The following is a 19,057-nucleotide window of genomic DNA, read 5'->3' as shown; positions in this document are numbered from 1 at the left end:
GGGAACGCATCCATGCCCGAGGCTCCCATCCCCGCCGAGACGCCCCGCCGCCCCTGGACCCGCGAAAGGCTCGCCGCCCGGCTGCCCTTCCTGCGCCGCCGCGCGGCACTCACCGCCGCGGTGCGCGGCTTCTTCCATTCGCGCGGCTATCTGGAGGTCGAGACCCCCTGCCTGGTGCCGGCGCCGGGGATGGAGGTGCATCTGCGCGGCTTCGCCACCGACTACCGCCCGCATCTCGGCATCGGCCAGGACACCACGCTCTGGCTGCGCACCTCGCCGGAGCTCGCCCTGAAGCGGCTGCTGGTCGGCGGCGCCGGCAAGGTCTTCGAGCTCGCCCGGGTCTGGCGGAACGGGGAGGCGAGCCCGCGCCACGCCCCCGAATTCACCATGCTGGAATGGTATGCGCCGGATCTCAGCCTGGCCGGGCTGATGGAGGAGACGGAACTGCTGCTGCGCTCCGTCTGCCCCGGCCTGGTCGGTCATGGCGAGGTGACGGCCGACTTCGCGCTGCCCTTCGAACGCCTGACCATGGCCGAGGCCTTCGGCCGCCACTGCCGCGGCATGGACATCCTGGGCACGGTGGATGCCCGGACCGGGGAGGGCGATGCGGCAAGACTGCGCGCCAATGCCCGCAAGTCGGGCCTGGAGGTGCCGGATACGGATAATTGGGAGGATGGCTTCTTCCGCCTGGTGATGCGCTATATCGAGCCCGCCATCGGCCGCGGCCGCGCCACCTTCCTCACCCATTGGCCCGCGCCCCAGGCGGCGCTCGCCCGGCGCGACCCGCGCGATGGGCGCGTCGCGCTGCGCTTCGAGTTGTTCGCGGCGGGGCTGGAGCTCGCCAATGCCTTCGAGGAACTGACCGACCCGGTGGAACAGCGCGCCCGCTTCGAACGCGACGTGGCGCAGCGCCGGGCGGAGACCGGGGAGGATGGCTGGGACGTGGACGAGGATTTTCTCAATGCGCTGGAGGCCGGCATGCCGCCTGCCTCCGGCATCGCGCTGGGCTTCGACCGGCTGGCGATGCTGGCCAGTGGGGCCACGGATATTGAGGACGTGCTCTGGTTGCCCGCCATCCCGCGCGGCCCGCAGCAGGCTTTGGCGGCGCCGCCGAAGCTGCTGGCCGGCCCCTCAGCCGTAGGCTAGCGCGGCCTGGATGGCGGCGGAGCGTTCGGCCGGCCAGGCGAAGAAGGTGAAGACGTAGGGGTCGCTGGCGGCGAAGACCGCCGGGTCCGGCGAGGCCACCTGCATGGTCGCGGCATCGAACTCCGCGTGCTTGTGCCATCCGCCGTCGAGGGCGAACCAGGTCTCGTAGCCCAGGCCGGCCAGCAGCGCCGGCACCTCCCGCGTGCTGCCGGGGCGGTGGCGTTCCTCCACCTCCAGGCTCAGCACCGGGCGGCAGCGGGTGAGGGTGGCGCGGCCGCCTCCCAGCACCTCGGCCTCGAAACCCTCGGCATCCAGCTTCACATGCATCAGGTCGCGCAGGCCGAGCGCATCGATGGTGGTCACCGGCACGGCATGGCGCTCGACGGTGACGGAGTCGAAGCCCGCATAGCTTTTCGCGGTGGAGGCCCATTGCTCCTGCGCCACCCCGTCCAGCACGGGCACGGACAGGGTCAGCTGGCCGGGCTGCGCGCCCAGCGCCTCCGGGTGCAGTTCGATCTGCGGCGGGATGGCGCCGTATTCGGCGTGGATGGCGGCCTGCAGCCGGGCGAAGGCGCTGGGCAGCGGCTCGAAGGCCAGCACCCTGGCGCCGGGCAGGCGGGAGAGTGGCAGGGTCAGCAGCCCGTCATGCGCGCCGATATCGAGGATGCTGCCCGGGCGGTGCAGCTTTTCGTGAAAGGTCAACTCGTCCATGCGCCGGCCGGCCCTCTTGGTCAGACCCGTCCATGTGGGGTGGCCGGCGCGGAACGCAGCCTCAGTTCGGCGGCACTTCCGAAATCCGCAGCTGGGCCGGCACGCGCGACCCGCGGTCGTAATGGCCGATCCAGATGTCGTACTGGCCGGATTGCGGCCGGCGGAAGATCAGACCGGGATCGGTGCCCCGGAAATCGTCATTGCAGGCCCAGGTGCCGTCCGGAAGGTTCACCACAAGCGTCACATCGGCGCGGGAGACCGCCGAGAGATACAGCGGCAGCCCCTGGCCGGCGCGGTAGTTCAGCCGCACATCCGGCGCATTGGCGATGGAGCCCACGCATTGCGACCCGCCGAGGCGCTCGGCCGGCAGCCCGCCGCCGGCGGTCACGTTCACCACGAAGGGGTCGGGCGCGAAATTGGCGCTGAGATTGACCGTGCCGAAGGAGGGACGCCGATTGTAGTCCTGCGCGAAGCTTGGCGTCGGCGCGAGGCTGAGGGCCAGCGTCGGCGCGGCGGACAGCGCCAGCAGCATGGCGATGTGTCGGGGCAGCATGCTTGGTCTCCGGGTGGCGGCGCGGGATGCCGCGGCGCGGGTGGACATTTCCCCAATCCTTTGGGCCGGCTGCATCCGCCGCGCCGTTGCGGATCGTAATCCATTCCTGGCCGACGCCAAGGCTGCCGCGGCTTCGGCCCGCCGGGATCAGAGAAAAAGCCGCCCCTCGCTGACCGGCACCACGCCGCCGCCGAGGCTGACGCGGATGCCGCTTCCCGGCACGGCGCGGGCTTCCAGACGCAGCAGGCTGGGCCGGCCCATCTCGATGCCCTGCTCCACCTCCAGCGCCAGGGATTCGCCGCCGAGGCGATGCAGCAGCAGCCCGGCCAGCGCCACATTGGCGCTGCCCGTCGCCGGGTCCTCCACCACGCCGGACAGCGGCGCGAACATCCGCGTGCGCAGCCGGCCGGGACCCAGCCGGGTGAACAGATGCAGTCCGATGGCGCGTTCCGCCGGCAGATGGGCGCGAAACGCCGCGGCATCCGGCGCCGCGGCGGCCAGGTTCTCGGCGTCCGCCACTTCCGCGATGGCAAAGGGCACGCCGCAGGAAGCGAGCACGGGCGTGCCCACCAGGCCCGGCAGGCCGGCGCAGGCGGCTAGGCCCGCCGCGGGCAGGCTCTCCCCCAGCGCGAAGGGCTGCGGCGCGGTGATCTCGGCGCCGGTCACCTGGCCCGACGCCTCGCGCAGCAGCCGGGCGGTCACGGCACCCGCCGGCTGGTGCAGCGTCAGCCTGTCCCCGCTCAGGCCCAGCCTGCGGGCCAGCAGCACGGCGGTGCCGACGTTTGGATGGCCGGCGAAAGGCATTTCCCGCGCCGGGGTGAAGATGCGGATGCGGGCGCTCGCCTCGGCCGCATCCTCGGCCAGGACGAAGACGGTCTCGCTGAGGGCGAATTCCCGCGCGATGGCCTGCATCCGCGCCGGCTCCAGCGCCGCGGCGCCCTGCACCACGGCCAGCGGATTGCCGCCATGCAGGGTGGTGGTGAAGACGTCGCAGGTTTCGAAAGGCAGGGTCATCGGGGCATTTCCGGACTGTTCAGCCGGTCCATGCTGCTCTGTCCCGGCCATTGGCGGGAAGGGTGCGGCGCTTGCAAAGGGATTTCGTCTCGCGCTGCATCGGCCGGTCGGGCTGGCGCCTCGCGCTCGGCGTGCTGGCCGCGGCGCTGGCGGCGGATCTTGCGCCGGTGCTGGCCTTCATCCTCTTCGCGCTGGCGATGGGGGTGGCGGAGGCACGGCCGGAGGCGATGGCTTCGTGGGACCTGCTGCGCAGCCTGGCGGTGCCGCTCGTCCTGCTGCCCTACGTGCTGCTGCTGACCCTGATCGGCGGCCTGCCGCTGCATCTGCTGCTGGTGGCGCGGGGCTGGGAGAGGGGGTGGGGCCACCTGCTGGCGGGACCGCTCGGCGGGGCCGCCGTGCTCGGCAGCGTCGAGGCGATGACCGCGGGCGAGATCGGCTTCCTGCTGCCCCTCGGCGCGCTGGCCGGCCTGGCCGGGGCGCTGGCCTTCCGCGCCGTCTGGCGGCCGCTTCCCCCCGAATGGGCCCTCAGGCTGAGGCGATGGCCGCATTCATCGCCCGCACCCCGGCCGCTGGGCCCTCGGGGTGGTTCCAGATGGCGCCGACCACGGCCAGGAAATCCGCCCCGGCGCGGACCAGCGGCGGGCAGTTTTGGGCGGTGATGCCGCCGATGGCGACGCAGGGCAGCTCGAACATCTCGGACCACCATTCCAGGATCTCGGGATCGGCCTGGTGCACCGTCTCCTTGGTCCCCGTCGGGAAGAAGGCGCCGAAGGCGACATAGTCCGCGCCCGCCTCGCCGGCCTCCATCGCCAGGTGGCGGGAGGCATGGCAGGTCACGCCGATCATCGCCTCTGCCCCCAGCAGCTTGCGGGCCGCCACCGGGTCGCCATCGCCCTGGCCGAGATGCACGCCATCGCAGCCGGCGCGCTTCGCCAGGTCCATGCGGTCGTTCATCAGCACCGCCACGTCGCGCGCCTGGGCCACGGGGATCAGCGCCTCCGCCGCGCGCAGCACCGCCTCATCCGGTGCGCCCTTCAGGCGGATCTGCAGCGCGGCCACGTCGCCGGCATCCAGCGCACGGGCCAGGCTGTCCGCGAAGGCGGCCAGGTCCGGCAAGGCGGGCGGGGTGATGAGGTAGAGGCGGCAGGCGTCAGGGTCGGGCATGGCCGGTCTGTGGCGCCAGCCGGGGGCCTCACGCAAGCCCCCTGATGGCCAGATGGGCGCCGAGTGCCAGCAGGCTGCCGAAGAAGATGCGGCGGAAGAGCGGCGGTGGGATCAGCCCGCGCAGCCGGCTGCCCAGCGCCAGCCCTGCCAGCGTCGGCGGCAGCGCCAGCAGCGAGGCCCCGGCCGAGATGGGCGTGAAGCTGCCCTGCCAGGCCAGCGCCAGGCCCAGCGCCAGCGTCGCCACCAGGAAGGAAAGGCCCAGCGCCTGCACCAGCGCATCCCGCGGCAGGCCCAGCGCGCCGAGCCAGGGCACCACCGGCATGACGAAGACGCCCGTCGCCCCCGTCACCAGCCCGCCCGCCAGCCCGATCGGCGCCGCGCTCAGCCGCTCCATGCGGGGTGACAGCGCAACGGGCGGCGCGAGGAGCCCCCAGCCGCCATAGGCCGCCAGCGCCAGGCCGAGCAGCCCCAGCGCCAGCGCGCCCCCGCCGGTCAGCAGCCCGATTCCCGCCAGCGTGCCGGGCACCAGCAGCAGCAGCATGGGCCAGAGCCGGCGCAACAGGTCACGCCAGCCGGGGCCGCTGGCCTGCAGGATATTGGTGACCAGGGAGGGCAGCAGCAGCAGCCCTGCGGCCTCCGCCGGCGGCATGGCCAGCGCCAGCAAGCCGATGGCGATGGTCGGCAGGCCGAGGCCGATCAGCCCCTTGGCCGCGCCGGCGATCAGGAAGACGAGGCCGATGACGGCGAGGGTTTGCAGGTCCATGTGCGACAGCCTGCCGCATCCGGCGGCCGATGGCTTCGGTGCCGGCCGAAGCTTTCGGCTTGATCCAGATCACGGAAGCGGCGCCCGGCCAGGCGCATCCTTTTGACACCGTTCCGAGCGGCGGCGGGCCGCCTTGGCCCATCTCCCAATCGAACCCGGCCGAACGCGAGTCGCGGCGCCTCGGCCTGATCGCCGGCCTGGTCGTCGCCGCGTTGGCGATCAGCATCCTGGCCTACAACAATCTGCGCGGCGGGCAGGCGGAGGCGGCGCGCGGCCGCTGGACGGCCGACAACCGATGCGGCGGCTGCCACGACGTGGCGGAGACGGCGCAGCCCACGCGCCGCAGCGGCACGCCGAGCTTCGTGCTGCTGGCGCAGGGCCGGCTGAGCCGGGAGTCCATCGAGGCCTTCCTGCAGCGCCCGCACGCCGCCATGCCGCCCTTCACCCTCTCGGCGGAGGAACGGCACAACCTGGCCGCCTATATGGCCAGCCTCGCCCCTTCGCGCTGAGGTCCTGAAACGCCAACAGCCGGATCCTCACGGACCCGGCTGCGGCGAAGTCCCGGGGCCGAGGCCCCGGTGGCCGAAAACTCAGTGCTTGTAGACGTTGATGATGGCGGCCAGCAGCGCCAGGGCATCCGCCTTGGAGCGCTGGAAGGCGTTGCGGCCCATGATGGAGCCATTGCCGCCGGCGGCATGGATGGCGCGCACCTCGTCCAGGATCGCCTCGGTGCCCTTGGCCTCGCCGCCCGAGAAGACCACCAGGCGACGGCCGCCGAAGCAGGCCTGCACGATGTGCTTGAAGCGGGCGGTGGCGTCGTCCTCGATCGGGCTCGCCTGGTAGGTCTTCTTCGCCGCATCCAGGCTGATGGCGGAGGTCGGCGGCTTCACCTTGATGATGTGGGCCCCGGTCAGCGCCGCCATATGCGCGGCATAGGCGCAGATATCGAGCGCCGTCTCACCCACCTTGTCCAGCATCGGGCCGCGCGGATAGGACCAGACCACCACGGCGAGGCCGACCGACTTGGCCTCCTCGGCCAGTTCGCGCAGTTCCTCGATCATCTCGAACTGGTATTCGGAGCCGGGGTAGATGGTGAAGCCGATGGCCGAGCAGCCCAGCCGCAGCGCATCGCCGACGCTGGCGGTCACGCCCTGGTCCTTGGTGGTGGACAGGCTGTTGCTGCTGTTCATCTTCAGGATGGTCGGGATGGTGCCGGCATAGGTGGAGGCACCGGCCTCGATCATGCCGAGCGGCGCGGCATAGGCGTTCAGCCCGGCCTCCAGCGCCAGCTCGAACAGGTAGCGCGGGTCATAGGCGGCGGGATTCGGCGCGAAGGAGCGGGCCGGGCCGTGCTCGAAACCCTGGTCGACCGGCAGGATGACCATGCGGCCGGTGCCGCCCAGCTTGCCGGCCATCAGGATGCGGGCGAGGTTCGCCTTGGTCCCGGGATTGTCGCTCTCATACCAGGACAGGATTTCCTGGACCTTGGGCGTCAGGCGCATTTCTTCGAATCCTCTCGGCGGGCGGCAATGGATGCCCGCGTTTAGCGCAGGGATGGCGCGGTGTCATGCGCTGGCGCGGCTGCTTTCGCGCACCAGTCGGTCAGTTTTGCGCGGGCGAAGGGGCGCCGGAGGTCCAGCGCCTGCAGGTCCAGTGCGGGGGGGCGGACCGGCAGGACCAGCGCACCGGTTTCCCCGGCAGCCTCACATAGGGACGCGAAGGCGGGACAACCACCCTCCAGCACGATCCGCCGGCAGCCGGCCCGCAGCGCCGCCAGCGCATCGCCGGCCGCGGCCCCGCAGCACAGCGCATCGGGGAATCCGGGCGCCAGCGCCACCAGCGCCCGCCAGGCCAGCGGCCCGAGGAAGCCGGCCGCCCCGGGCGCCGAGAGCAGCAGCACCGAACCCGGCTTCACCTGGCTGGACAGCCATCGCAGTTCCGCCGCGGAGCGGATGGTGATGGCGGGCGGCAGCGGGGGCGCGCCGAAGCCGCCCGAGACCATGCTCACCGTTGACCCGCCGCGCCGTGCATGCAAAGCGTTGAGCATGCCGGAACCGGTGGCGACAAGGCGCATGTGCGCAGTCGCTGCGGCTGGCCTGTGAACGGTTTGGGGGCTTCCGGGTGTCAGCTACGCGTGCGGAGACGGGCGACCCGACCAGCCGCGCCCTGGCGCGGCTCGAGGAGGCGGTGGAGCGCCTGGCGGAGGCCGCCGCCCAGCCGCGCGGCCCTGCGGGCGCCCCCAGCGTAGAGGGCGTGCCCCGTGCCGCCGTCGCCGCCATCGCGGACCGGTTGGACGAGACGATTGCGCGGCTGCGCGCGGCGCTCGGAGAGGATCAATAGATGGGTCAGGTCACCGTCCGCGTCGGCGGCTACAGCCACCCCGTTTCCTGCGAGGACGGGCAGGAGGCACATCTCGTCTCCCTGGCCGGCGAGGTGGACAAGCGGGTCAATTCCATCAAGGCGATGGGCGGCCAGTTCGGCGAAAGCCGGCTGCTGCTGCTCGGCGCCCTGCTGCTGGCGGATGAGGTGCACGACCTGAAGGTGGCCCTGTCCCAGGCGCGCGCCGGCCAGAACATGGCCGCCCCCCAGCCGGACCCGAAGCTGGCCGAGCGCCTGGCCCGCATCGCCGACCGCATCGAGGGCATTGCCCAGACCCTCGACCGCCCCTAAGTGGATAGAGCGGGGCTGCCCGGTTGGTGAGGCACTTTAACCCCCGGGGCCAATGAGCATCCTCCGGGGGCTGGCGCTGCCCAGGCCGTGGTCTGGGCATCTGGTTCCCACCTGCACCAGCAGGTCTCAGGAGGGTTATCACGCCCACGGCCATGGTGGCTCCGCAGCTTTTTTCTGACCCTCAGACGGCGGGCGCGCGCTCCACGCGCTTGCCTTCGCGCCCTGCACATGGGCGCCTCGGCCCGCAGTCCTGCTGGGCGCGGGCCGCCGTCGCGGCCTCGGCGCGCCGGGCGCGCCGCAGGTTGATCCCCCTCCTGCTCACTGACGCGGGCTCCGCTTTTTCTCCCTCTCCCCCTCTTGGGGGGGGTCGCGGCGCTGCCGCGACGCCGCAGGCTGGTCGGGGTGGGAGGGAGCGCGCTGCCCATCCGGGCAGAACCCCATGATGCTCTGCCCCGAACTCCTTGCCGCCCTGAAGGCCGAAGCCCGCAAGCGCGCGCTCGCCCGCCGCGCCGCCTGCGACCCCGCCCTCGGCGCCGCGCTGACCGAGCACCTGCTGCGCAACGCCCCGCCCCCGCCCGGCGCCATCATCGCCGGCTTCTGGCCGATGGGCGCCGAGATCGACATCCGCCCCCTGCTGCACGCCCTGCACGCAGCCGGCCACCGCATCGCCCTGCCGGTCACACCGAAGCGCGGCCAGCCGCTGCATTTCCGCGCCTGGCAGCCGGGCGACACCCTGGCGCGCGGCCCGCTCGGCACCAGCCAGCCCGGCGTGGAGCAGCCGGCGCTGACGCCGGACTGGCTGCTGGTGCCGCTGCTGGCCTTCGACCGTGCCGGCCAGCGCCTGGGCTATGGCGGCGGCTATTACGACCGGACGCTCGCCAGCCTGCCCGGCGCCACCGCCATCGGCGTGGCCTATGCGGCGCAGGAGGTTGACGAAGTGCCCGCAGGGGTGGACGACGCGCCCCTCGACGCCGTCGCGACGGAGCGGGGCGTGATCTTCTGCGGAGCCGCGAAAGCTTGAGAATCCTGTTCCTCGGCGACCTCGTCGGCCGCTCCGGCCGCGACGCCGCCGGTGCCGCCATTCCCGTGCTGCGGGACCGGCTGTCGCTCGACCTGGTCGTGGTGAATGCGGAAAACGCCAGCCACGGCTTCGGCCTGGCGCCCGAGATGGCGCGCGCGCTGTTCACCGCTGGCGCGGATGTGCTGACGCTGGGCAACCACGCCTGGGACCGCAAGGAAATCTTTTCCTATATCGAAACGGAACCCCGGCTGATCCGGCCGCTGAACTATCCGCCGGGCACGCCGGGAAAGGGGGCCTTCGTGGCGGTGCTGGCCGATGGCCGGAAGGCGCTGGTGGTGCAGGCCATGGGGCGGCTGTTCATGGATGCGCTGGACGACCCGTTCCGCGGCGTGCAGGCCGCCATCGCCCCGCATCGCATGGGGGCCGGCGGCACGGTGCAGGCGATCCTCGTTGATTTCCACGCGGAGGCGTCGTCGGAGAAACTGGCCATGGGCCACAGCTTCGATGGCAAGGTCTCGCTGGTGGTGGGCACGCATACCCATACGCCGAGCGCGGACCACCAGATCCTGGTCGGCGGCACCGGCTACATGACGGATGCCGGCATGTGCGGCGACTATGACAGCGTCATCGGCATGCAGAAGGGCGGCGCCGCGCTGCGCTTCTGGAAGAAGGTGCCGGGCGAGAAGCTGGCGCCCGCCGAGGGCGAGGCGACGGTGTGCGGGGTGTTTGTCGAGACCGATGATGCCACGGGGCTCGCGACACGGATCGAGCCGCTGCGGATGGGCGGGCGGTTGAGCCAGGTGATGCCGGGGGTCTGAGGCGGAGGCCCCCCACCCAACCAGCCCTTGGCGTTGCGGCAGTGCCGCAACCCCCCCTAAGCAGGGGGGAGGGCTTGAAGGTCAGGCGGCTTGGCGGAACCGCGCCAGCGTGCCGCTGCGGAGCATGGTGCTGGGCAGGGTGCGGCCGACCACATCCTCGGCCAGCCGCCCGGCCTCGACCAGCGCCTCCAGATCGATGCCGGTGGCGATGCCCATCTCCTCGCAGAGCAGCACCAGCTCCTCCGTCGCGATATTGCCCGGCGCGCCCGGCTGGCCCGCGAAGGGGCAGCCGCCGAGGCCGCCCACCGTGGTGTCGAAGCGGGACACGCCGAGCCGCAGCCCGGCATGGGCATTGGCGATTCCGAGGCCTCGCGTGTCGTGCAGATGCAGGATGAGGGACAGGTCCGGCCAGCGTGCGCGAACCTCGCCCAGCACGCGCTCGATCCGCGCCGGCGTCGCCCAGCCCATCGTGTCCGCCAGCGTCGCCTCGCGCAGCGTCAGGCCCTGTTCCGCGCCGATGGCGAAGGCATCCGCCAGCGCCTCGACCACCTTGGCCGGCGGCACATCGCCCGAATAGTTGCAGCCGAAGGCGGCCTGCACGCTGATCCGCGGCACCGCCACGCCGGCCGCCAGATGCGCCGCCACATTGGCGCGCTGGGCTTCCAGATTCTTCGCGCGGTCGCGATTCAGGTTCTTCAGCGAGAAGGCCTCGCTGGCCACCACGGTGACCGCGCCCTCCACCTTCAGCCGGTCCTTGAAGGCGAGCGCGCGGTTCAGCCCGGCCGCGTTGAACCACAGCGCGGTGTAGGTCACGCCCGGCCTGGGCGCGAAGCCGGCCACCACGGCCTCCGCATCCGCCCAGCCCGGCACCAGCTTGGGCGAGACGAAGGAGCAGACCTGGATGTGATGCAGGCCGGTGGCGGAGAGCGCGTCGACCAACGCCACCTTGCGATCCGTGGGGATCGGCCCCGGCTCAATTTGAAAACCCTCGCGCGGGCCTTCCTCGCGGATTTCGACGGTGCTGGGCAGGTCGGTCATGGCAGTGCTCCCTCGACGACCGTTCTAGGCCCAGGAGGGCAAGTCGATCCAGGCCAGGTGCCCGCCCTTGCCGGCGCCGCAATCGAGGAAGATGCACCGCCCGCCCAAGGCCCCCTCCGCCACGAAGGGGCGGCCGTCCAGGCTGCGGCGGTCGTGGCCGCAGACCACGGTGACATCGGCAGGGATCTTGTCGACCCAGTCATGCACCCGGTCCGGAAAGCCATCCTGCCGCATGCGCCCGGTGACCTGGCCGAACAGCGCCCGGGTCACCAGCCCCTGCGCCTTCTGCGTCCCGGCATCCTGCGGCGGGGCACTATGCAGCATGCCGGGGTGATAGCCGCCATGGACAAAGATGCGGCCGCCATCGCGGATCCAGGCGGGGGCGCGGGCGATCTCCTCCACCGCGCGCGCCTTCAGCAGCTCGCCATCCGGCGCGGCATCCAGCTGCGCCAGGGTCCGGCCCAGCCCCTCGGGCTGGATGCGCAGCGGGGTGCCGGTCAGGGCGCGGCGCAGCTTGTGGTCGTGGTTGCCAAGCAGGAACAGCCCCTGGCCGCGGTCGATCAGCGCGAAGATGCGGCGCAGCACCTCCGGACTGTCGGGCCCATGGTCGGTCAGGTCGCCCAGCTGCAGCACGAACATATCGGCCGCCAGCGCGCCCTCTATGGCATGGATGAAGGCCTCCGCATCGCCATGCACATCGGCCACCACGCGCAGCCCGGCGAAGCCGCGCCACAGATGTTCCGGGCGGCGCATCACGCGCGGAGCGCCGCGAAGGCTTCGAGCGCCCGGGCCCGGCCCTTTGCATGGTCGACGACCGGCCGCGGATAGGAGGTGCCGAGCCTGACGCCCGCCGCGGCCAGCACCTCGGACGGTGCCTCCCAGGGCTTGTGCAGGAAGGCATTCGGCAGCCGGGCCAGTTCCGGAACCCAGCGGCGCACATAGCGGCCCTCGGCGTCGAACTTCTCGCCCTGCAGGATCGGGTTGAAGACGCGGAAATAGGGCGCCGCATCCGTGCCGCAGCCCGCCACCCATTGCCAGGAGGCGCTGTTGGAGGCGAGGTCGGCATCCACCAGCGTGTCCCAGAACCAGGCGGCGCCATCCTGCCAGGGCTGCAGCAGGTGCTTCACCAGCAGGCTGGCGGCGATCATGCGGACGCGGTTGTGCATCCAGCCGGTCTGCCACAGCTGGCGCATCCCCGCATCCACCACCGGATAGCCGGTGCGCCCCCGCTGCCAGGCGGCCAGCAGCGCCGCATCCGCCTGCCAGGGGAAGCGGGAAAACTCCGCGCGCAGCGGCACCTCCGGCAGTTCCGGCCGGTGCCAGAGCAGGTGGTAGGAAAATTCCCGCCAGAGGATCTCCTTCAGAAAGGTCTCGGTCTGCCCGGCCTCCGCCCCCGCGGCGCGGGCGGCATGCCAGACCTGGCCCGGCGAGACCTCGCCCCAGTGCAGATGCGGCGAAAGGCCGGAGGAGCCCTCGATGCCCGGGATATTGCGATCCGTTCCATAGCGGCCCAGCGCGCCGGCGACGAAGCGCGCCAGCCGCGCCTGCGCCCCGGCCTCGCCCGGCTGCCAGGTCTTGTCGAAACCCCGGGCCCAGTCGGGCTCACCGGGTACGGGATAGAGGCCCAGCGCCTCCAGCGTCTCGCCGCCCGGCGGATGCGGCAGGCCGGCCAGGCGATCGGGCGCGGGCCGTGGCGCGGGCGGGTCGCCGGCGGCGAGCAGCGTCTTGGCGAAGGGCGTATAGACGGCATAGGGCTTGCCGCTGGCGGCGCCGAAGCCATGCGGTTCCCGCAGCAGGGCAGTGGTGTGCAGGGCCAGGCTGCGGCCGCCATCGGCCAGCGCCTCATGCACCCGCCGGCTCTGCGCCCGGGCCCAGGGTTCGTATCCGCGGCCGGCATGCACCGTGCCGGCGCCGATGGCCGCCGCCAGGGCCGGCAGCACCGTCTCTGCCCGGCCGCGGGCCAGCAGCAGGGGGGCGCCGCGCGCGGCGAGGTCCCGACCCAGCGCAGCCAGGCTGCCGCGCAGCCACCAGCGGGCGGCGCCGCCGGGCCGATGCGGGCCGGCGGCCGCGTCATCCAGCACGAAGACCGGCAGAAGGGGGCGCCCGCCTGCCACGGCGGCCAGCAGGGCGGGATGGTCGGAAAGGCGAAGGTCGTGGCGGAACCACAGCAGCGAGGGCTCGGTCATCCCCGCCATGTAGGATGGATTGCGCGGGAAGGGAGCCATGGCGGGTGCCTAGGGCGGCGGATGCGGTGACCAATTCGGTTCGGTGCGGTTGAACCATTCCGTAGCGGCGGCGTTCTGCCCCCGACCGCAATGCCAGGCCGCCCCCGAGGCTTCGGCTGTGCGGGCCACTGATAAGGAAAGCCCCCATGATCCAGACCAGCCTGCCGCGCCGCGGCTTCCTGACGATCGGTTCGATGGTTGCCGCCGGCACCCTGGCGGCCCCCGCCGTGCTGCGCGCCCAGACCGTGCCGCCCACCCGCACCCTGGCCGATACCATGGCCGGCGACAGCCGCTTCTCCCGCTTCCTGGACCTGATCACCCGCGCCGGGATGGTCGAGGACTTCCGCTCCGCGCAGCCGATGACGGTCTTCGCGCCGATCGATGCCGCCTTCCAGGGCGCGCCCGCCAACCTGCTGCAGCAGCTGACCGGCAGCGGCAGCCAGTCGGGCGGCAGCCAGGAGAGCGTGGATCGCCAGCGCCTGGCCGCGCTGATCAACTACCACATCGTGCCCGGCGCCTTCCGCTCCACGGAGCTCACCGGCGCGGAGCGCCGCCTGACGACGCGCAACGGCTCCGACATCGCGTTGGCGATGGCGAATGGCGCGGTGACGCTGCGCAACCCGTCCCCGGGCCAGCAGACCGCGGGCTTCGGCTCCGCGGGCATGAATGTCGCTGCCCAGCCGGCGCGCGTGGTCGCGGCCGATATCGTGGCCAGCAACGGCGTGATCCACGGCATCGACCAGGTCATCTGGCCGTAATAGCCGGCCAGTACTTGCCAGGATCGGCCCGCCCGGCTTCGGCCGCGGCGGGCTTTTTCGTGCGCGACGCGTTTGCCGCGGTTCGGTCAGCAGGTGATGCGCAGCGCGCTCTGGACCGCGGCGGCGGAGGGCGGCTGGGACCCCGCCGTCCCCGAGAAGCTGCCGATGCGGAGCGAGACATTGGCCCGCGCGGGAACCGATTGCGGGGTCCGGACCTCGCTGAAGCTGAAGCGCTCAAGGCCGCTGATGGAGACCAGGGCCGTGATGTTCTGCGCCGTCTCGTTCCTCACGCTGATGGTGTAGTCGATGAACATCACGCCGTAGCCGCCGCCCGGCCGCACCGTGGACAGCACGGTCGATCCCTCCAGCCGGTTGTTGCAGTAGCGGTTGCTCTGGGCCTCGGCAGGGCCGGTGAGGCTGGCCAGGGCGGCCAGCGTGGCCATGCCGAGGCCGGCCATGCAGAGTGTGGAACGAACGAGGATCGAAGGGCTGCGCATCTGCTGTCTCCGGCGTCTTCCTCTCCTCTGAACCCAGCCTCACCTTGTGGCAATCCAGCCCCGCCCGATGGCCGCCATAGGGGCGGCCTATTCCCTCAATCCAGCCGCGTCGCCGCCGTGATGGCGGGGCCCAGGTTCAGCGAGCCCTCCAGCCGATAGCCCAGGTTCAGCCCGGCGCGCCGCACCCAGACCTGCTTCAGGTCGAACAGCGGCAGGCTGCAGCCGGCTTCCATCACCTTGCGCTGCGCCGTGGCCCATAGCGCCAGCTGCCGCGCCTCATCCGGCTCCGCCCGCGCCGCGTCGATCTCGGCATCCGCCGCGCTGCAATGGGCGAAGTTCAGCGACATGGTCGGTTGCCCCGGCGCGCTGCGCGAATGGTAGAACTGGCTGAGGTAGCTGTCCGCCACCGGATAGCGCGCTGCGCCGTAGAAGGTCAGCTGCGACAGGTCCTGGCGGATCCGCGCGTGATAGGTCGCGTGTTCCACCACCTCCATGTCCAGCCGGATATTGGCGCGCCGCAGCTGCGCCTGCACCACCTCCATGATCGGCTGCTGCGCGGAGTTGGAGGAGACGACGGCGCGGATGGTGACGCCATCCGGATGCCCGGCCTCCGCCAGCAGGGCGCGGGCGCGGGCCAGGTCGTGCGGGTAGCGCGGCACATCCTCCGTCGCGCCGAGATAGCCGGGCGGCACCGGGCTGACCCAGGGGGTCGCGACATCCAGCCCGACGAAGCGGGCGATGCCGGGCGCGTCGATCGCATGCTGCACGGCGCGGCGCACGCGGGGATCGTTCAGCGGCGCGCTGCGGCTACTGATCAGCAGGGTGCGGAATTCGCCGGGCGAGAAGACCTCCACCACCGTATTCGGATGCGCGCGCATCCGCTCCACCCAGCGCTGCTCGCGCCGGCCGATGAAGAGGTCGAGCTCGCCCGCGGTGAAGGCGAGCTCGCGCGTGGCGTCGGAGGTGATGAAACGCAGGTCGATGGCGCGGATCGCCGGGCGGCCGCGCCAATGCGCGTCATGCGCCACCATCCGCGCCGCGCCACCGCCGGCGCGTTCCAGCCGGAAGGGGCCGGTGCCCGGCGCCTGCCCGCCCGCATCGGCGCGGCGGGAGACGATCATGCCGCCATGGTAATTGGCGAAAAGCCCGAGCGCGCCGGCCACCGCCTGGCGCAGCGTGACGCGCACCGTCATCGGGTCCAGCACCTCGATGGCCGTCACGGGGGCATAGTCGCCGGAGAAGGCGCTGCGGGCGCGATCGGCGGCGCGGCGCAGGGAGAAGACCACGTCCTCCGCTTCCATCGCCGTGCCGTCATGGAAGCGGATGCCGGGGCGCAGGCGGAAGGTGAAGCTGAGGCCATCCGCGCTGCGGGTGAAGCTTTCGGCGAGGTCAGGCTCCAGCTTCGCCGGATCGGCGGAGCCGGGCGGGAAGCGCACCAGCCCGTCATAGGCCCAGGCGAGCGGCGCCTTGTCCTGCGTCGCGCTGGCGCGATGCGGGTCGGTGGTGCCCATGTCCTGCGCGATCAGCCCGACGCGCAATGTCTGCGCCATCACGGCCGAGGGCAGCGCGAAAGCCAAGGCGAGGGCCAGCAGCCTGCTGCGCATTTGTCCTGTCCTTCCCAAGAGCCTTTGCGGCCCGAAACCTTCCCGGCTTGCAGGATGGGCCCGGCCGCGCCACCCTCGCAAGCATGTCATCCTCCGGTCTCTTCGACGTCGCGGTGCTGGGCGGCGGCATGGTGGGCTCCGCCATCGGCTTCGGCTGCGCCGAACGCGGCGCGCGCGTGGTGGTGCTGGACGAGGGCGATGTGGCGCTGCGCGCGGCGCGCGGCAATTTCGGCCTGGTCTGGTCGCAATCGAAAGGCGACGGCATGCCGGCCTATGCGGCCTGGACGCGACAGAGCGTGGCGCTGTGGCCGGCGCTGGCGGAGCGTGCCTCGGCGCTGGCGGGGCGGGATGTGCAGTATCGCGCGGTGGGCGGGCTGACCTTCTGCCTGGACGAGGCGGAATTCGCGGCGCGGCAGCTTTTCGTGCAGCGGATGCACAACCAGGGCCAGGAAGGCCTGCAGATGCTGGATCGCGCGCAGCTGCAGGCGCTGATGCCGGGCTGCCCGCTGGGGCCGGAGGTACGCGGCGCCAGCTACCAGCCGGCCGATGGCCATGTCGATCCGCTGACCCTTTTGCGGGGGCTGCAGGCGGGGATGCGCGCGGCGGGTGGGGTGCATCTGCCGGGCGCCGCGGTGCAGGCGGTGGAGCCCATCGCCGGGGGCTATCGCGTGACGCGGGAGGATGGCAGCCAGGTCGAGGCGCAGCGCATCGTCGTCGCCGCCGGCGTCAAGACGACGCCATTGGCCAGAATGATCGGGCTGGATGTGCCGGTGCGGCCGGTGCGCGGCCAGAACATCGTCACCGAACGCCTGGCGCCGATCCTGCCCTTGCCCGCGAGTGCCATCCGCCAGACCGGCGACGGCACCGTGCAGATCGGCGTCACCAGCGAGGATGACGGCAGCTTCGCCACCGCCACCACCACCGCGGCGCTGGCCACCATGGCGGCGCGCGCCTTGCGCGTGCTGCCGGTGCTGGCGCAGGCGCGCATGGTGCGCGGCTGGGCGGCGCTGCGGCCGATGACGCCGGATGGCTTCCCCGCCTATGCTGAGAGCACCACGCATCCCGGCTGCTTCGTCGCCACCTGCCATTCCGGCGTGACGCTGGCCGCCGTGCATGCGGGGCCGCTGGCGGAGGCGGTGCTGGCCGGCGTGCTGCCCGAACATGCGCGCGACCTGCATCCGGATCGCTTTGTTGGAATGACCCATGTTTCGTCGCACTGACCCCCCTGACTGCACCATTGTCTGGGAGGGGCGGGAACTGCCGGCGCGGGCTGGCGAAAGCCTGGCCGTGGCGCTGCTCGCGGCCGGCATCACGACATTCCGCGAAACGCCGGTGACGGGCGCGGCGCGCGGCCCGCTGTGTTTGATGGGCGCCTGCTTCGACTGCCTGGTGCAGGTGGAGGAGGCGCAGAATATGCAGGCCTGCCTGGTGCCGGTGACGCCGGGATTGCGGGCGCAGATGCAGCACGGCGCGCGCGGTTTTGTGGAGGACGCCGCATGAGCGTCGCCGACGAATGGACCGCCGAGGGCGCCGCGAAACCGCCGGTGGCGGAGACCACCGATGTGCTGGTGCTCGGCGCGGGACCGGCGGGCATGGCGGCCGCGACCGAGGCGCGCGCGCATGGCATGCGCGTGCTGGTGCTGGACGAGAATGGCGCGCCGGGCGGGCAGGTGCATCGCGCCGTCGAGGCGCGTCTGGCAAAGGGCGCGGTTGAGAAGCGTGACGCGAAGGATGACCAGGACAAGGACGGCGCCAAGCTTGCCGCGGCCTTCCGGGCCTCGGGCGCCAACTACCGCCCGAACGCCACCCTCTGGGCGGTGGAGCCGGAGGGCAAGGTCTTCTGGTCCGAGGGCGGCGCGGCCCGATCCATCCAGGCGGAGCGGCTGATCCTCTGCGCCGGCGCCACCGAACGGCCGCTGCCGATCCCGGGCTGGACCCTGCCGGGGGTGATGAGCGTGGGCGCCGCGCAGATCGCGCTGAAGACCGGCGGGCTGGTGCCGGAGGGCGCGGTCTGGCTGGCCGGGCAGGGGCCGCTGCTCTGGCTCTATGCCGTGCAGGCGCTGGCCAAGGGCGGGAAGATCGCGGGCATCATCGACCTCTCCCCGCCCGGCGGCCTGCAGCGCGCCCGGCCGCATCTGCTGCGGGCGCTGAAGGCGCCGGAATATCTCTGGCGCGGCCTTGTGTGGCAGCGCCAGGTGAAGCGCACGGTGCGGGTGATTCCGGCCCGCGAATTGCGCGCGGAAGGCGAGGGCCGGCTCGCCCGCATCCTGGTGGATGGCGTGGCGCATCCGGCCGATCTGTTGCTGCTGCATGATGGCGTGGTGCCGAATACCCAGGTGACGCGGGCCATCGCCGGCCTCACCCATGGCTGGGACCCGGTGCAGCGCTGCTGGCGGCCGGGGCTCGACCTCTGGGGGAATACCGCGGTGCCGGGGGTGATGGTGGCGGGCGATTCGGCTGGCATCGGCGGCGCCCGCGCGGCCGCGCTCTCCGGCCGCATTGCCGCGCTGGAAGCCGCTCGCGCGCTGGGCCGCATCACCACCGACGAGCGCGACGGCCGCGCCGGCCCGCTGCGCCTGCTGCGCGACCGCCAACTGGCGCCGCGCCTGTTCCTCGACGCGATGTTCCCGCCGCTGCCCGAGGCCGCCATCCCCGACGAGACCATCCTCTGCCGCTGCGAGGAGGTGACGGCCGGGCGGGTGCGCCAGGCGGTGGCACTCGGCTGCCTCGGCGCCAACCAGACCAAGGCCTTCACCCGCGCCGGCATGGGCCCCTGCCAGGGGCGGATCTGCGGGCCGTCGGTGCATGGGGTGATCGCCGCGGCGCGCGGCGTGGAGGGGGGCGAGGTGGACCCGTTCCGCACCCGCTTCCCGACCAAGCCGCTGACGCTGGGCGAGCTGGCGGCGCTGGCGGGATGAGGGGCGCCTCTGCCCTGGGCGATAGCCCTCTCCCCCCGCTTGGGGGGAGAGGGTTGGGTGAGGGGGGCTCCGCAGGACATGCGCCTGTCCGTGTACTGGCACGTCCCCCCCACCCAACCCTCCCCCCCATAAGAGGGGGAGAGGGCTTCAGGCCTCG

The 19,057-nt window shown here is 72.3% G+C and carries 22 protein-coding genes and 1 other RNA gene; 11 read left to right on the top strand and 12 right to left on the bottom strand.

What is annotated here, in order from left to right:
* The first annotated feature begins 12 nt into the window (after positions 1 to 12).
* A complete protein-coding gene (gene epmA, locus J3S20_RS26195) occupies positions 13 to 1,146 on the top strand; it encodes an EF-P lysine aminoacylase EpmA (protein WP_216839879.1) in 1,134 nt (377 codons plus the stop codon).
* On the opposite strand, the gene J3S20_RS26190 is transcribed toward epmA, so the two are convergent.
* The 5 genes from J3S20_RS26190 to J3S20_RS26170 all read right to left on the bottom strand — a co-directional run bounded on the left by J3S20_RS26190 (position 1,132) and on the right by J3S20_RS26170 (position 5,351).
* A complete protein-coding gene (locus J3S20_RS26190; RefSeq protein WP_216839878.1) occupies positions 1,132 to 1,857 on the bottom strand; it encodes an FkbM family methyltransferase in 726 nt (241 codons plus the stop codon). The two genes, epmA and J3S20_RS26190, sit on opposite strands and share 15 nt — an antisense overlap.
* A 61-nt stretch (positions 1,858 to 1,918) precedes the next feature.
* Entirely contained in the window at positions 1,919 to 2,410 is a 492-nt protein-coding gene (locus J3S20_RS26185; protein ID WP_216839877.1) for a peptidase S1, read from the bottom strand.
* Positions 2,411 to 2,557: 147 nt separating this feature from the next.
* On the bottom strand, positions 2,558 to 3,424 hold the full coding sequence (locus J3S20_RS26180; protein ID WP_216839876.1) for a PhzF family phenazine biosynthesis protein: 867 nt from the start codon (positions 3,422 to 3,424) through the stop codon (positions 2,558 to 2,560).
* A 525-nt stretch (positions 3,425 to 3,949) separates the two neighbouring features.
* Entirely contained in the window at positions 3,950 to 4,588 is a 639-nt protein-coding gene (gene thiE / locus J3S20_RS26175) for a thiamine phosphate synthase (RefSeq protein WP_216839875.1), read from the bottom strand.
* A 28-nt stretch (positions 4,589 to 4,616) separates the two neighbouring features.
* On the bottom strand, positions 4,617 to 5,351 hold the full coding sequence (locus J3S20_RS26170) for a sulfite exporter TauE/SafE family protein (RefSeq protein ID WP_216839874.1): 735 nt from the start codon (positions 5,349 to 5,351) through the stop codon (positions 4,617 to 4,619).
* Between the two features lie 59 nt (positions 5,352 to 5,410).
* Here J3S20_RS26170 and J3S20_RS26165 point away from each other — a divergent pair, with 59 nt between their 5' ends.
* Entirely contained in the window at positions 5,411 to 5,860 is a 450-nt protein-coding gene (locus J3S20_RS26165; protein ID WP_216839873.1) for a c-type cytochrome, read from the top strand.
* Positions 5,861 to 5,941: 81 nt separating this feature from the next.
* On the opposite strand, the gene J3S20_RS26160 is transcribed toward J3S20_RS26165, so the two are convergent.
* Positions 5,942 to 6,853: a class I fructose-bisphosphate aldolase gene (locus J3S20_RS26160; protein ID WP_216839872.1), complete on the bottom strand. Its 912-nt coding sequence runs from the start codon at positions 6,851 to 6,853 to the stop codon at positions 5,942 to 5,944.
* Between the two features lie 41 nt (positions 6,854 to 6,894).
* A complete protein-coding gene (locus J3S20_RS26155) occupies positions 6,895 to 7,359 on the bottom strand; it encodes a hypothetical protein (RefSeq protein ID WP_216839871.1) in 465 nt (154 codons plus the stop codon).
* A gap of 113 nt (positions 7,360 to 7,472) precedes the next feature.
* Between J3S20_RS26155 and J3S20_RS26150 the strand changes: the two genes are divergently transcribed.
* The 5 genes from J3S20_RS26150 to J3S20_RS26130 all read left to right on the top strand — a co-directional run bounded on the left by J3S20_RS26150 (position 7,473) and on the right by J3S20_RS26130 (position 9,860).
* Positions 7,473 to 7,691 carry a hypothetical protein gene (locus J3S20_RS26150; protein ID WP_216839870.1) on the top strand — a complete coding sequence of 73 codons (219 nt, stop codon included), beginning with the start codon at positions 7,473 to 7,475 and terminating at the stop codon, positions 7,689 to 7,691.
* Positions 7,692 to 8,021, top strand: a complete 330-nt coding sequence (locus J3S20_RS26145) for a cell division protein ZapA (RefSeq protein WP_216839869.1) — start codon at positions 7,692 to 7,694, stop codon at positions 8,019 to 8,021.
* Positions 8,022 to 8,030: 9 nt separating this feature from the next.
* Positions 8,031 to 8,187: non-coding RNA, 6S RNA (gene ssrS, locus J3S20_RS26140), on the top strand.
* Between the two features lie 273 nt (positions 8,188 to 8,460).
* Positions 8,461 to 9,042 (top strand): 5-formyltetrahydrofolate cyclo-ligase, encoded by a 582-nt coding sequence (locus J3S20_RS26135; RefSeq protein ID WP_216839868.1) that lies wholly within the window; start codon positions 8,461 to 8,463, stop codon positions 9,040 to 9,042.
* Positions 9,039 to 9,860 carry a TIGR00282 family metallophosphoesterase gene (locus tag J3S20_RS26130; protein ID WP_216839867.1) on the top strand — a complete coding sequence of 274 codons (822 nt, stop codon included), beginning with the start codon at positions 9,039 to 9,041 and terminating at the stop codon, positions 9,858 to 9,860. The genes J3S20_RS26135 and J3S20_RS26130 overlap by 4 nt, the downstream gene beginning before the upstream one ends.
* 81 nt (positions 9,861 to 9,941) lie before the next feature.
* Here J3S20_RS26130 and J3S20_RS26125 read toward each other — a convergent pair whose 3' ends face one another.
* From J3S20_RS26125 to J3S20_RS26115, 3 genes are read right to left on the bottom strand one after another with little or no spacing between them, the layout of a single operon-like run.
* Positions 9,942 to 10,898, bottom strand: a complete 957-nt coding sequence (locus J3S20_RS26125; RefSeq protein ID WP_216839866.1) for a hydroxymethylglutaryl-CoA lyase — start codon at positions 10,896 to 10,898, stop codon at positions 9,942 to 9,944.
* A gap of 24 nt (positions 10,899 to 10,922) precedes the next feature.
* Complete coding sequence (locus J3S20_RS26120) at positions 10,923 to 11,651, bottom strand: metallophosphoesterase (RefSeq protein ID WP_216839865.1); 729 nt, start codon at positions 11,649 to 11,651, stop codon at positions 10,923 to 10,925.
* A complete protein-coding gene (locus J3S20_RS26115) occupies positions 11,651 to 13,084 on the bottom strand; it encodes a cryptochrome/photolyase family protein (RefSeq protein WP_216839864.1) in 1,434 nt (477 codons plus the stop codon). Before J3S20_RS26115 ends, J3S20_RS26120 begins: the two co-directional genes overlap by 1 nt.
* 185 nt (positions 13,085 to 13,269) lie before the next feature.
* Between J3S20_RS26115 and J3S20_RS26110 the strand changes: the two genes are divergently transcribed.
* The gene (locus tag J3S20_RS26110) at positions 13,270 to 13,881 is read left to right on the top strand and encodes a fasciclin domain-containing protein (RefSeq protein ID WP_216839863.1); all 612 of its coding nucleotides are present in this window, start codon (positions 13,270 to 13,272) and stop codon (positions 13,879 to 13,881) included.
* 86 nt (positions 13,882 to 13,967) lie between these two features.
* Here J3S20_RS26110 and J3S20_RS26105 read toward each other — a convergent pair whose 3' ends face one another.
* The gene (locus J3S20_RS26105; protein WP_216839862.1) at positions 13,968 to 14,378 is read right to left on the bottom strand and encodes a hypothetical protein; all 411 of its coding nucleotides are present in this window, start codon (positions 14,376 to 14,378) and stop codon (positions 13,968 to 13,970) included.
* A gap of 95 nt (positions 14,379 to 14,473) precedes the next feature.
* Positions 14,474 to 15,982 carry an ABC transporter substrate-binding protein gene (locus J3S20_RS26100; RefSeq protein WP_216839861.1) on the bottom strand — a complete coding sequence of 503 codons (1,509 nt, stop codon included), beginning with the start codon at positions 15,980 to 15,982 and terminating at the stop codon, positions 14,474 to 14,476.
* An 83-nt stretch (positions 15,983 to 16,065) separates the two neighbouring features.
* On the opposite strand from J3S20_RS26100, the gene J3S20_RS26095 reads away from it, so the two are divergent.
* From J3S20_RS26095 to J3S20_RS26085, 3 genes are read left to right on the top strand one after another with little or no spacing between them, the layout of a single operon-like run.
* Entirely contained in the window at positions 16,066 to 17,202 is a 1,137-nt protein-coding gene (locus J3S20_RS26095) for an NAD(P)/FAD-dependent oxidoreductase (RefSeq protein WP_216839860.1), read from the top strand.
* A complete protein-coding gene (locus tag J3S20_RS26090) occupies positions 17,186 to 17,482 on the top strand; it encodes a (2Fe-2S)-binding protein (protein ID WP_216839859.1) in 297 nt (98 codons plus the stop codon). The genes J3S20_RS26095 and J3S20_RS26090 overlap by 17 nt, the downstream gene beginning before the upstream one ends.
* Positions 17,479 to 18,900: an FAD/NAD(P)-dependent oxidoreductase gene (locus J3S20_RS26085; protein ID WP_216839858.1), complete on the top strand. Its 1,422-nt coding sequence runs from the start codon at positions 17,479 to 17,481 to the stop codon at positions 18,898 to 18,900. The genes J3S20_RS26090 and J3S20_RS26085 overlap by 4 nt, the downstream gene beginning before the upstream one ends.
* The last annotated feature ends 157 nt before the right edge of the window (positions 18,901 to 19,057 follow it).

The sequence above is a fragment of the Falsiroseomonas tokyonensis genome (assembly GCF_019024325.1).
Classification (GTDB): domain Bacteria; phylum Pseudomonadota; class Alphaproteobacteria; order Acetobacterales; family Acetobacteraceae; genus Falsiroseomonas; species Falsiroseomonas tokyonensis.
This window is presented reverse-complemented; position numbering and strand designations above follow the sequence as displayed.